The following is a 12263-nucleotide window of genomic DNA, read 5'->3' as shown; positions in this document are numbered from 1 at the left end:
CGAGCGACCAACGCGCTGAACCATCAGAGTGACCCGGAACCACCCGTTCAGGCACTGTCGTCTTCCCCCAAACGGCTCCTAGGGTGGTCCGTCCCCATTCGGTCCAACTCTGCAGGAGTCTGGATGCCCGTACCGGTGGCACCACGCCGCTGGCCGTTACTCGGGCACACCCCGGCGATGCTCACCCAGCGCGCCAAGTTCACCGACGCACTGCACGAGCACGGCGAGGTGGTGCGCCTCGACCTCGGCCCGCTGCACGCCTACTTCGTCACCGACCCCGCACTGACCCACGAAGTGCTCGTCTCCCAGGGGTCGAAGTTCCGCAAGGGCGCCATGTTCGACAAGTTCCAGCCCTATCTGGGCACGGGCCTGCTGCTGTCGAACGGCGAGCACCACCTGCGCCAGCGCCGACTGATGCAGCCGGCCTTCCACCGGGAACGGATCGAAGCCTATGCCGCGACGATGGCTCGTGCTGCTGCTGCGCTGGCTGCGCGCTGGCAACCAGGCGAGATCCGCACCATCGAGAACGACATGCAGGAACTCGCGGTCACCATCGTCGGCGAGACGCTCTTCTCGACGGAGATCGGCCGGCACGCGGTCGAAGAGGTCCGCCGGTCCATCTTCACCGTCATCCAACAGGGCATGATCCGCGCCCTCTCGCCGTCCTTCGTCGAAAAGCTCCCGCTCCCGGGCAACCGCGAGTTCGACGCCGCGATCTCCCGCATGAAAGCCGTTGTCCTGCAGGTGATCGAAAGCTGGCGCGCCGACGGCACCGACCACGGCGACGTCCTCTCGATGCTGCTCTTGGCCGGCATGACCGACCAGCAGACCTACGACGAAGTCCTCACCCTGCTGACCGCCGGCATCGAGACCACCGCGATCGCCCTGGCCTGGGCCCTCTACGAGGTCGGCAGCAACCCGGAGATCGAAGAGCGCCTCCACGCCGAAGTCGACTCGGTGATCGGCGACCGCCCGGTGACGTTCGCCGACGTCGACAAGCTGACCTACACCACCCAGGTCGTGCAGGAAACCCTGCGCCGGTACCCGATCTGGTTCGTGATGCGCCGAACCCTGACCGAAGTCCAGCTGGGCGGCGCCACCCTCCCGCCCGGCGCCGAGGTCATCATCAGTCCCCACGCCCTGCACCACGACGAGCGCTACTTCTCGTCCCCCCACCGCTTCTCGCCGGACCGTTGGACGCCTTCTTTTGCGGCTTCCTTGCCGCGCGGCGCGTTCATCCCGTTCGGCGGCGGCAACCGCCAATGCCTGGGCAACACCTTCGCCCACACCGAAATCGTCATCACCCTCGCGACCGTCGCCGCACGCTGGCGCCTGGTCCCCACCCGTCCGGCGCGCGTGAAGTTCACGTCCGCCCCGTACCCCGACGGCCTGCTGATGAAGGCCGTCCCCCGCAACTAGTCGGAGGTAGTACCCCCATGCGTTTCCGCAGGCTGTGCGCCGCGGCCCTGCTGCTGGCCACCGGAACCCTGCTGGCCCCGCCACCCGCCTCAGCCGCCGTCTCCTGCCAGGACGTGACCTACCCCGTGCGAGTCGGCCTGACCCCACTGGTGCCCTCGCTGGAAACCATGGCCGGCAGGCTGTGCGTGCCCACGAACGCCGCCACGATCCAAGTCCTGATCCCCGGCGGCACCTACGACCGCTCGTACTGGGACGTCGCCTACGAGCCGACGACCCGCTCGTTCACCCAAGCGCAGAACAAGTCCGGCATCGCCACGCTGGCCCTGGACCGCCTGGGCACCGGCAAGAGCTCCAAGCCCCTGAGCGCCCTGGTGACCGCCTCCACCCAGGCCAGCGCAGTGCACCAGGTCATCTCCACCCTGAAGCCGCGCTTCTCGAAGGTCATCGTCGCGGGCCACTCCATCGGCTCCGCGATGGCCATGATCGAAGCAGGCACCTGGCACGACGTGGACGGCGTCCTGGTCACCGGCTTCACGCACAAGATGAACTACATAACCGTGGTCCCGGTACTGGCCAACATGATCCCGGCGGGCCTGGACCTCGGCTACCTGACCACGATGCCCGACACCCGCTACAACGCCTTCCACAAACCGGGCCCGCTGATCTCCGGCGCGATCTCCCACGACGAGTCCACGAAGGACGTCTTCGCCGCCACCGAGGCAGTGGACACCATCCTCCTGAACACCGTCATCATCCCGATCTCCCGCCAGATCAACGTGCCGGTGATGATCGCCGTGGGCAACGACACCCACTTCTGCAGCTCCGGCCTCCCGCTGATGGGCAGCGACTGCTCGTCCGCAGCGGCGCTGAAGGCCGACGAGGGCCAGTTCTTCCCGTCGGTGCCCCGCCTCGACACGTTCATCCTCAACGGCTACGGCCACTCCATCAACTACGCCCCGAACGCCCCCGACTACCACTCCGCGGTCGCCGCCTGGTCCAAGACGATCTGACTTCGACACAGACCCTAAACTCGGGGGATGGACGAAGAGATCCACGAGCGAGTCCGCGACACGATCAAATCCATCCCCCGCGGACGAGTCGCCACCTACGGCGACATCGCTGATCTCGCCAAGGCACCGTCGCCACGGCTGGTCGGCCGCATCCTCAACGAGGACGGGCACGACCTGCCGTGGCAACGCGTTCTGAAGGCCGACGGGACCTGTGCACCACACCTCCGCGACACGCAGCTGCAGATGCTGCACGAGGAGGGCGTGCCGAACCTGGACGGCAAGGTGAACCTGCGCGAGTACCGCTGGGAGGACGCACGCAAGGAAGAGGCACCCGGTCTCTGGTAGCCGTCAGCGCGAGCGGCGTCGGACGGCTACCAGGACGAGAGCGATGTGAAGCGGCTTCACGGTGGTCCTCTCTCGCGGCCCGAGGTCTTGGTGTCCTCGGGGACAGATCACCGCAAAACCGAGCTGTGGTCACGCCGACCGGCGCAGCACCGCCCGAGCCTCGTAGTACTTGCGCAGCAATGCGTCGACCACCAGAGGGTGCGCCCCGATCGGCGCGGAAACCACGTCCGCGCCGCACTCGGCGAGCGACCCGTGGAACAACCCCGGTGCGAGGAGCCACGAAGCCACGGCCACGCGGCGTCCCCGGAGTCCGGCCACCACGTCGGCCACGCGGGGCGTCGCCGTTGCCACGTACCCGACCGCGGAGGCCCCCAGCAAAGCCGCCGCCCGCCGCACGTCCGCCAACGCCCGAGCGTCCGACGAACCCGCCGCGGCGAGCACCACTGCGTCGCCGCGGCGGAAACCCGCTTCCCGCAACCGATCCCGCACGGTCGGCACCGCGTCCATTCCGAGCGGCGAGGTCAGCACCACGTCCGGCCGGTTGCCGATCTGCTCGGGGATGTCCACGCGAACGTGGTACCCCGACGCCAGAAACGCAGGCACCACGACGCAAGGCCCGTCCACGACCGAGCGGACGTCCGGCTGTCGCACATCGGCGTAGGCAACCTCGACCGGTACGTCCACAGAGGACTGCACCATCGATGCGATCTCTTCACACACCACGGCCCCGCGCGGGTCGCGCGTTCCGTGGAAAGCAAGTACAAGTTTCATGCGGGCTCCATGGCAAGCCGGTAACCACGCTTCACGACCGTGCACACCATCTGCGGCGACCCCAACGCAGTCCGCAACCGCCCGATAGCAGTCTCCACCGCGTGCTCCTCGCCTCCAGAAGGCAAGGCAGCCAACAGGTCCTGCCGAGAGACGACCCGGCCCCGTGCAGCGACGAGAGTCCGCAACACAGCCATGGGCGCAGGAGCAACGGGCCGGAGTTCACCGTCGATCACGACAGCCTGAGCCCGCATCTCCATGTCCCGGGAAGCAATCCGCAACCGAGTGGCCCGAGAAGGCAGCTCCACGGCAAGCTCCCGAACCATCGACCCGATCCGCGACCGAGCGGGCTGCACCACCGGAATCCCGGCGGCAACCAACGGCCCGGCGGTGATCGCCCCGACGCCGACCACGAGAACGTTGCGCCGCAACGCTTCTACCAGGTCACCATAACGAGCACCGGCAGTCCGCAGAACCGACGAGGCAGCCGGCGCACTGGTGAAGGTGACCGCATCCACCTGCCCGGCCAAAGTAGCGTCGATCAACCGCTCGAGCGGCCCGATGTCGGCCGGCGGTTCCCAGCGATACACCGGGATCTCGACCACCTCGGCGCCGGCCGCACGCAACGTGTTCACGAAGTCGGGCAGCGGCTCACCGTGCAGTTGGACGGCAACGCGCTTGCCGGAAACACCCATCCGCAACAGGTACTGCAACAGTTCGGCGTTCGACTCGGACTCCGGCGACCAGGTCTCGACCAGGCCGGCCGCCCGTACCGCACCCTTGGCCTTCGGGCCCCGCGGCAGCACCACGGCACCCTCGAGGGCACGGTGCAGACGGCTGGCCAGTCCCCACCCCTCAGCGGCTTCGAACCACCCGCGGAACCCGATCCCGGTGGTGGCGACGACGACGTCGACCGGCGCGGACACCAGCTGCGACGTCGCCACGTGCAGATCGGCGTCGTCGGGGAGCGGCACGATCCGGATCGCCGGACCGTGGATGGTGGTGGCGCCCTTGCGTTCCAGCAGGCCGATCAGCTCGTCGGCGCGACGGGCCGCGGTGACGCCGATGGTGAAGCCCGCCAGCGGCGCGTTCATGTCAGCTCCACGACGCCGTCACGCACACGCACCGGATGCACCGCAACGGACACGGACGGCTCTTCCAGACACTTGCCGGTCGCCAGCTCGAAAGCCTGCTTGTACACCGGCGAGACCACGACGGGAACGCCACCGCGGTCGCCCACGATGCCGCGCGACAGCACCGCGGCACCGCTGAACGGGTCGATGTTGTCCAACGCGTGCAAGGTCCCGTCGGCGGTCAGGAACACCGCCACCTGCGAGCCGTCTGGCAGCAACGCCGCGACACCCTGCTCCGGACGCAACACCTCAAAGTCACAGACGACGGTCACCTGACGACCTCCGGAATCCCGAGCTGGACAGGAACGCGCTGACCACGCTCAGCGCGGAACGAGATCGTGGGGTCCGGCGTGCCCGGCGCGTTCACGAACGACGTGAACCGCGCCAGCTTCTCCGGGTCCTCCAGCACACCGCGCCACTCGTCGGCGTAGTCGTCGACGTGCGCGGCCATCGCGGCTTCCAGGTCGTCGCAGATGCCGAGCTTGTCGTCGACCACGACCTCGCGCAGGTGGTCGAGCCCGCCGTCGAGCCCCTCCAGCCACGCCGAGGTGCGCTGCAGCCGGTCGGCGGTCCGGATGTAGAACATCAGGAACCGGTCGATCACCTTGATCAGCGTCTCGGTGTCCACATCGGACACCAGAAGGTCCGCGTGGCGCGGCGTGAAGCCGCCGTTGCCGCCCACGTAGAGGTTCCAGCCGTTCTCGGTGGCGATGACGCCGAAGTCCTTGCCGCGCGCCTCGGCACACTCGCGAGCGCAACCGGAGACGGCCGACTTGAGCTTGTGCGGCGAACGCAGGCCGCGGTAGCGCAGCTCCAGCTCGATGGCGAGCCCCACCGAGTCCTGGACGCCGTAGCGGCACCAGGTCGTGCCGACGCAGGACTTCACCGTGCGCAAGGCCTTGCCGTACGCGTGGCCGGACTCGAAGCCCGCGTCGACCAGACGGCGCCAGATCTCCGGCAGCTGGTCGACGGTCGCGCCGAACAGGTCGATGCGCTGACCGCCGGTGATCTTCGTGTAGAGCCCGTAGTCGCGGGCCACCTCACCGATGACGATCAGCTTCTCCGGCGTGATCTCGCCGCCGGGGATGCGCGGCACGACCGAGTACGTGCCGTTGCGCTGCAGGTTCGCCAGGAACCTGTCGTTGGTGTCCTGCAACGAGACCTGCGTCTCGCCGAGGATGTGCCCGTTGTTCAGCGAGGCCAGGATCGAGGCCACGGCAGGCTTGCAGATGTCGCAACCACGCCCGGTGCCGTGCTTCTCGACCACCGCCGTGAACGTGGTGATGCGCGTCGCCCGAATGATCTCGAACAGCTCGGCACGCGAGTACGTGAAGTGCTCGCACAGCGCCTTGGACTGCTCTACACCGCAGTCGGTGAGCAGCTTCTTCAGCATCGGCACGCACGAACCACAACCCGTGCCGGCCTTGGTGCACGCCTTGAGCTCGGCCACGTCGCACGCGACACCGGACTGGATGGCGTCGGTGATCGTCTGCTTGGTCACCGCGTGACACGAGCAGACCTGGGCGTCCGCAGGCATTTCGAGGTCGACGGACCCACCCGGCTGCAGCAGGGCGGCCGGAACTTCCTTGCCCACCATCGGCCGCAGCGACGGATACGCCGAAGCGTCACCGACGAGCACGCCACCGAGCAACGTCTTCGCGTCGTCCGACACGACGAGCTTGCTGTAGGTGCCGGCAACCGCGTTGTTGACGACGACTTCCAGCGCACCCTCAGTAGTGGCGTGCGCGTCACCGAACGACGCCACGTCCACACCGAGCAGCTTCAGTTTGGTGGACATGTCCGCACCGGGGAACACCTTCGTGCCACCGGAAATCTGGTCCGCCACGACCTCGGCCATCGCGTAACCGGGAGCGACGAGCCCGTAGGCCACGCCCTCGACGGAGGCGCACTCGCCGATCGCGAACACCCGCGGGTCGGCGGTCCGGCAGGCGGCGTCGACCAGGTAACCGCCCCGCGGTCCCAGCTCCAGCCCGAGGTCCAGATCAGTGCGCGGCCGGATGCCCGCGCTGAACACCACGACGTCGAGGTCGAGCTCGACCCCGTTGGCCAGCTTGGCGATCAGCCGCGTGCCGTCGCGTTCGATGGAGGAAGCCGACGTGCCGGTGTGCACGGTGAGGTCGAGCTTCTCGACCAGCCGCTTCAGCAGCCCGGCACCGCCGTCGTCGACCTGGATCGGCATCAGCCGCGGCGCGAGCTCCACGACGTGCGGCGAGACTCCCATGCCGCGCAACGCGTTGGCCGCCTCCAACCCGAGCAGGCCACCGCCGAGCACCATGCCGGAGTGCCGGCCTGGCCGGTCAGCGGCCTCGACGGTCGCCCGGATGTCGTCCAGGTCGTCGATGGTCCGGTAGACGTGGCAGCCGGGCAGATCACGACCGGGCACCGGCGGCACGAACGGCACCGAACCGGTGGCCAGCACCAGCGCGTCGTACTGCACCTCGACACCGGACGCACCGACCACCACACGCCGTTCCCTGTCCACGGAAACAGCCTTCTCGCCGAGCCGGAGCTCGCAACCGGTCAACGGCGCGAGCTCCAGGTCGGCCGAGCTCCACGTGTCCACATAGGACGACAGCGCGACACGGTCGTAGGCGGGCCGGGATTCCTCGCCGAACACCACGATCCGCCAGGACGAGTCGCGGAGGATCTCAACGAGCCGGTGGCCGACCATGCCGTTACCGATCACGACCAAGGTCTGAGTCATCGGGCATCCCTCCTTCACCCGGTATGCTCACCGGGCGGCGTGTCATCCCAAGGTCCGCAATATTTCGCGGTTGTTAAAGGAAACTCTCTCCGCAGGTCAGCGCGATGTGCGTCACACGCCCGCGTAGGCGAGCGAAGGACGCTCCGCGAACACGGTGCGCCGCAGGTAGAACCACCACGTCGTGACCAGGCACAGCCCGTAGAAGACGAGGATCGCGGTCAGCGCGGGCGTGAGCGTCTTGCTGCCCTCCAGCGAGAACTTGAAGACGAGGTTCACCAGCACGCCACCGGCCGCGCCGATCGCACCCGCGATACCGACCACCGCGGCGGCCTGCCGCTTGGCCGACTTGTCGTCGTCCGACTGCGTCTTGAAGATCGCTGGGATCATCCGGTAGGTCGAGCCGTTGCCCACGCCCGCCAGGATGAACAGCGCGATGAACGAGGTGAAGAACAGCGGGAAGCTCTTCATGTCCACGCTGGTCATGACGCCGATCGTGCCCAATCCAAGCCCGACGAACGTCCAGAGCGTCACCTTCGCGCCGCCGATCCGGTCAGCCAGCCACCCGCCGGCCGGACGGGCGATCGAGCCGATCAGCGCGCCGAGGAAGGCCAGCGCCACCCAGCCCTTGTAGTCCACAAAGCTGATCTTGATCAGCGACGGGAACGCGAACGAGAACCCGATGAACGACCCGAACGTGCCGATGTACAGGAACGACATCACCCAGGTGTGCTTGTTGGACATGGCCAGCTTGTAGGACTGCCCGTCCGGCTTGGCCTGGGTGAGGCTGTCCATGAAGAACCACGCACAGGCGGTGGCGATCAGGATGAACGGCATCCAGATCAGCGCGGCGTAGGCGAGGTGGATGCCGGTGCCGATGGTGATGACGATCGGCACGAGGAGCTGCGTGATCGCGACACCGAGGTTGCCGCCGGCCGCGTTCAGCCCGAGCGCCAGGCCCTTCTTGCCCTCCGGGTAGAAGAACGAGATGTTCGCCATCGACGACGAGAAGTTGCCACCGCCGAGGCCCATCGCGGCCGAGGTGAGCAGGAAGAACCAGTACGGCGTGCCCGGCGTCGTCACGGCGTAGGTGAGCATCGCGCACGGGATCAGCAGCAACCCTGCGCTGATCGTCGTCCACACCCGGCCACCGAACTTCGGCACCGCGAACGTGTAGGGCACCCGAAGGGCCGCACCGACCAGGTTCGGCACGATCAGCAGCCAGAACTGCTGGCCGACGCTGAAGTTGAAGCCGACGGAGCCCAGGCTCACGACGACGATGCTCATCAGCACCCAGACGCTGAACCCGAGGTTCTCCGCGAGGATGGAGAACACGAGGTTCTTGCGGGCGATCCGCTTGCCCTTGCTCTCCCAGAACTCGGGCTTCTCCGGCTCCCAGTGCTCGATCCAGCGGCTCATGTATGTCCTCCACAGGGGTCGGCGGTTGCCGAAAAAGCTAAGAACCGCGCATTACCAAGGGGTTCTGGCGGATGACGGCGGAGGCAACTCCGCCGCACATCACGCGATCTGCGGTTGTGAGGCCGACAGCCAGTCAACGAGCCCGCACACAGCGTCCTTGCACCCACCACAACCGGTGGTCGCGCGGGTGGCCTGGGCGATTTCGGGCACCGTCTCCGCGCCCGCACGCCAGGCCGACACGATCTGTCCCTTGGAAACGGTGTTGCACCGGCAGATCACCGCACTGGACGGCAGATCCGCCGGGCTGGCCGCTTCCGCAGGCAACGCACGGCCCAGCAGCAACGCGAGCCGGTCGGTCGGCGCGGGGATGCCGCGGTCGTAGAGCTGGGTGATCGTCGCGGCCGCATCCGGTGCGCCCAGCACGATCGCGCCCGTCACCCGGTCGTCGCGGAGCACGAGCTTCGCGTACCGGCCGCGCGAAGGTTCCTGGAAGCACAGGACTTCGGAGTCGGGGCAGTCCACGTCGGTGTGCACGTCGCCGAGCGCCGCGAGATCCACGTCACGTGCCTTCAACCGCGTCACCACGGACGTGCCGCGGTACCGGGACGCCGGGTTGGCGCCGGTCAGCCGGTCGGCGAGCACCGCGGCCTGGTCCCAGGCCGGCTGCACCAGGCCCGACACCGTGCCGGGGTGCTGGGCGCAGTCGCCGATCGCGTGGATGCGCGGGTCGCTGGTGCGCAGGGTGTCGTCCACGACGATGCCGCGGTCGACCTCCAGGCCTGCCTCGACCGCCAGCGACGTCTCGGCGCGGACACCTGCGGAGACCACGACGAGCTCGGCGGGCACGTGGGTGCCGTCGTCGAGGATCAGGCCGTCGCCGGGGAGGTACTTGGCGGCCAGTGCGTTCAACTTGAACTCGATGCCGAGCTGGCCCAACGTCCGGGCGAGAACGCCGCCCGCACCGGGGTCGAGCTGGCGTTCCATCAGGTGGCCGACCGGGTGGACGACGGTGACGAGGCAGCCGCGTCCGGCCAGGCCGCGCGCAGCCTCGATGCCGAGGAGGCCGCCGCCCAGGACGACGACGGGTGCGCCCTTGTGGGCCTTGGCCTCGATCTCGGCGCAGTCGTCGAGCGTCCGGAAAGCCACGACGCCGGCCGCGAGCTTGCCGTCTTCGAGGAGACCTTCCGCCGGTGGAACCCAGGGGGTGCTGCCGGTCGCGAGCACCAGTGCGTCGTACGGAATGGGCTCGTCGGAGACCGTGACGGTTCGACTCGCCCGATCGATCGCCTGAACGTCCTGGCCCAGCCGCAGGTCGATGTTGTGCTCGGCGGCCCACTTCTCGTCGTGCAGCCGCGTCGACTCCGGTGTCATGGTCCCGGCGACCACCGTCGAGAGCAGCACGCGGTTGTACGCGGCGTGCGGCTCGGCGCCGATGATGGTGATGGAGATGTCCTGGTCACGACGACGCAGCTCGTCCGCCAACCGAGCGCCCGCCATGCCGTAGCCAACGATCACGATTCGCCTCATGCCCGCTCCAATCGCACCGCGCAGACCTTGAACTCGGGCATCCGGCTCGTGGGATCGAGCGCGGGGTTGGTGAGCAGGTTCGCCCGCCCGTCACCGGGGAAGTGGAACGGCAGGAACACCGCGTCGACGCGCATGCTCGGCACGCACCGCACCATCGCGGTCACTCGGCCCCTCCTGGACACGACGTGCGCGGGCTCGTTCGGCGTGAGCCCAGCCCGTGCGGCCGTGTCCGGGTGCACTTCCACGTACATCTCGGGAACTGCCTTCACCAGTTCGCCGATCCGCCGCGTCTGCGCACCCGACTGGTAGTGCTGCAGGACCCGCCCAGTGGTGGCCTGCAACGGGAACTCCTCGTCCGGCGGTTCTGCCGGGCCGCGGTGGTCGACCGGGATGAACCGCGCCAGGCCGTCGGCGTGCGCGAACCGGTCGAGGAATAGCCTTGGTGTGCCTGGATGATCGACGGACGGCACCGGCCAGTGCAGCTGCTCTTCGTCCAGCCGCTCGTAGGTCACGCCCGAGTAGTCGGACGGGCCGCCGGCCGACGCCCTGCGCAGCTCCTCGAACACTTCCTTCGGCTCGGTCAGGAACTTCTCCGCGCAACCGAGGCGCGCGGCCAGGCCGTGGATGAGGTGCAGGTCGCTGCGCACGCCGGCCGGTGGGTCGAGTGCCTTGCGGCGCCTGATGATCCGGCCTTCGAGGTTGGTCATCGTGCCGTCTTCCTCGGCCCACTGCGTGACCGGGAACACGACGTCGGCCATCGCAGCGGTCTCGGACATCACGAAGTCCGCCACGACCAACAGGTCCAGTGCCTTCAAACGCTCCGCGACGCCGGACGCGCGCGGCGCCGACACCACCGGGTTGCTGCCGAACACCAGCATCGCCTTGAGGTCGTCGGCGTTCAGCAGCTCGTACGCGCTGCGGCCAACGCCAGGCAGCCAGTCGACGCCCCAGACCTCCATGATGTGCTTGCGCGCCACGGGGTCGTCGAGCTTGCGGTAACCGGGCAGCTGGTCGGCCTTCTGGCCGTGCTCACGGCCACCCTGACCGTTGCCCTGGCCCGTCAGACAGCCGTAGCCGGAGCCGACTCGGCCGGGCAGGCCCAGCGCCAGCGCCAGGTTGATCCACGCCGAGACGTTGTCGGTGCCGGACGCGTGCTGCTCGGTGCCGCGGCCGGTCAGGATGTACGACCGCCCGGCCAGCATGTGCACCGCAGCGCGCTGGTCAGCGGCGGAGACGCCGGTGACGCGTTCGGTGTGCTCGGGCCACCACTGCGCCGCGATCCGCCACGCGTCGTCGAAGCCGGAGGTGCGCGAGGAGATGAACTCCTTGTCGATCACGCCCTCGATCACGGCCGTGTGCAGCAACCCCAGCGCCAGCGCCAGGTCCGTGCCCGGCGCGGGCTGCAGGTGCAACGTCGCGCGCTCGGCCGTCGGCGTGCGGCGCGGGTCGATGACGATCAGCCGCGCGCCCTCCAGGTGGCGCAGGAACGGCGGCATGGTCTCGGCCGGGTTCGAGCCGGCCAGCAGCACCGTGTCGGCGGAACGCAGATCCGAAAGCGGGAACGGCAGCCCGCGGTCCAGCCCGAACGCCTTGTTGCCCGCCGCGGCCGCGGAGGACATGCAGAACCGGCCGTTGTAGTCGATCTGCGAAGTCTTCAGGGCTACCCGCGCGAACTTGCCGAGCAGGTACGCCTTCTCGTTGGTCAGCCCACCGCCGCCGAACACGGCGACCTCGTCGGGCTCGAACTCCTTGATCCGGGACGCGACGAAGTCCAGCGCCTCGTCCCACGAGACGGGCTCACCGTGCAGCAACGGCGTGGTGAGGCGGCCTGGATGGCGCAGCAGCTCCCCCGCCGTCCAGCCCTTCTGGCACAGCCCACCGGGGCCAGGGGCTACCTGGCCGTCGATGACGCTCATGGAG

10 protein-coding genes are annotated in these 12263 nt (G+C 68.5%); 3 read left to right on the top strand and 7 right to left on the bottom strand.

The window, feature by feature from the left end; all coding sequences use genetic code 11:
- Window positions 1-123 precede the first annotated feature (123 nt).
- Genes DI276_RS34250 through DI276_RS34240 form a run of 3 tightly spaced genes read left to right on the top strand, consistent with a single transcriptional unit; the run spans window position 124 to window position 2774 of the window.
- Window positions 124-1419, top strand: coding sequence for a cytochrome P450 (locus DI276_RS34250; protein WP_112271109.1), 1296 nt, complete (start codon window positions 124-126; stop codon window positions 1417-1419).
- A gap of 17 nt (window positions 1420-1436) precedes the next feature.
- Window positions 1437-2429, top strand: coding sequence for an alpha/beta hydrolase (locus tag DI276_RS34245; protein WP_112271107.1), 993 nt, complete (start codon window positions 1437-1439; stop codon window positions 2427-2429).
- A 27-nt stretch (window positions 2430-2456) separates the two neighbouring features.
- On the top strand, window positions 2457-2774 hold the full coding sequence (locus tag DI276_RS34240; RefSeq protein ID WP_112271105.1) for an MGMT family protein: 318 nt from the start codon (window positions 2457-2459) through the stop codon (window positions 2772-2774).
- Window positions 2775-2903: 129 nt separating this feature from the next.
- Here DI276_RS34240 and DI276_RS34235 read toward each other — a convergent pair whose 3' ends face one another.
- The 7 genes from DI276_RS34235 to DI276_RS34205 all read right to left on the bottom strand — a co-directional run bounded on the left by DI276_RS34235 (window position 2904) and on the right by DI276_RS34205 (window position 12259).
- A complete protein-coding gene (locus DI276_RS34235; RefSeq protein ID WP_112271103.1) occupies window positions 2904-3545 on the bottom strand; it encodes a sirohydrochlorin chelatase in 642 nt (213 codons plus the stop codon).
- Entirely contained in the window at window positions 3542-4636 is a 1095-nt protein-coding gene (locus tag DI276_RS34230; protein ID WP_112271101.1) for a uroporphyrinogen-III synthase, read from the bottom strand. The genes DI276_RS34235 and DI276_RS34230 overlap by 4 nt, the downstream gene beginning before the upstream one ends.
- The gene (gene nirD, locus DI276_RS34225) at window positions 4633-4947 is read right to left on the bottom strand and encodes a nitrite reductase small subunit NirD (protein ID WP_112271099.1); all 315 of its coding nucleotides are present in this window, start codon (window positions 4945-4947) and stop codon (window positions 4633-4635) included. Before nirD ends, DI276_RS34230 begins: the two co-directional genes overlap by 4 nt.
- Window positions 4944-7400 carry a nitrite reductase large subunit NirB gene (gene nirB / locus DI276_RS34220; protein ID WP_112271097.1) on the bottom strand — a complete coding sequence of 819 codons (2457 nt, stop codon included), beginning with the start codon at window positions 7398-7400 and terminating at the stop codon, window positions 4944-4946. The genes nirD and nirB overlap by 4 nt, the downstream gene beginning before the upstream one ends.
- 111 nt (window positions 7401-7511) lie before the next feature.
- Window positions 7512-8816: an MFS transporter gene (locus DI276_RS34215; RefSeq protein WP_112271094.1), complete on the bottom strand. Its 1305-nt coding sequence runs from the start codon at window positions 8814-8816 to the stop codon at window positions 7512-7514.
- 99 nt (window positions 8817-8915) lie between these two features.
- Window positions 8916-10343 (bottom strand): FAD-dependent oxidoreductase, encoded by a 1428-nt coding sequence (locus tag DI276_RS34210; protein WP_112271092.1) that lies wholly within the window; start codon window positions 10341-10343, stop codon window positions 8916-8918.
- Window positions 10340-12259: a molybdopterin oxidoreductase family protein gene (locus DI276_RS34205; RefSeq protein WP_112271090.1), complete on the bottom strand. Its 1920-nt coding sequence runs from the start codon at window positions 12257-12259 to the stop codon at window positions 10340-10342. Before DI276_RS34205 ends, DI276_RS34210 begins: the two co-directional genes overlap by 4 nt.
- Window positions 12260-12263 lie beyond the last annotated feature (4 nt).

This window comes from Lentzea terrae (assembly GCF_003265345.1).
GTDB classification, from domain to species: domain Bacteria; phylum Actinomycetota; class Actinomycetes; order Mycobacteriales; family Pseudonocardiaceae; genus Lentzea; species Lentzea terrae.
Note: the sequence above shows the minus strand (reverse complement) of the source record. Positions and strands in the feature narration are given on the sequence as shown.

What these genes read in the sequence shown, in the direction of transcription:
- DI276_RS34210 (WP_112271092.1), bottom strand. Translation starts at nt 10,343, where the DNA reads ATGAGGCGAATCGTGATCGTTGGCTACGGCATGGCGGGCGCTCGGTTG.
- DI276_RS34250 (WP_112271109.1), top strand. Translation starts at nt 124, where the DNA reads ATGCCCGTACCGGTGGCACCACGCCGCTGGCCGTTACTCGGGCACACC.
- DI276_RS34245 (WP_112271107.1), top strand. Translation starts at nt 1,437, where the DNA reads ATGCGTTTCCGCAGGCTGTGCGCCGCGGCCCTGCTGCTGGCCACCGGA.
- DI276_RS34235 (WP_112271103.1), bottom strand. Translation starts at nt 3,545, where the DNA reads ATGAAACTTGTACTTGCTTTCCACGGAACGCGCGACCCGCGCGGGGCC.
- DI276_RS34240 (WP_112271105.1), top strand. Translation starts at nt 2,457, where the DNA reads ATGGACGAAGAGATCCACGAGCGAGTCCGCGACACGATCAAATCCATC.
- nirB (WP_112271097.1), bottom strand. Translation starts at nt 7,400, where the DNA reads ATGACTCAGACCTTGGTCGTGATCGGTAACGGCATGGTCGGCCACCGG.
- DI276_RS34215 (WP_112271094.1), bottom strand. Translation starts at nt 8,816, where the DNA reads ATGAGCCGCTGGATCGAGCACTGGGAGCCGGAGAAGCCCGAGTTCTGG.
- DI276_RS34230 (WP_112271101.1), bottom strand. Translation starts at nt 4,636, where the DNA reads ATGAACGCGCCGCTGGCGGGCTTCACCATCGGCGTCACCGCGGCCCGT.
- DI276_RS34205 (WP_112271090.1), bottom strand. Translation starts at nt 12,259, where the DNA reads ATGAGCGTCATCGACGGCCAGGTAGCCCCTGGCCCCGGTGGGCTGTGC.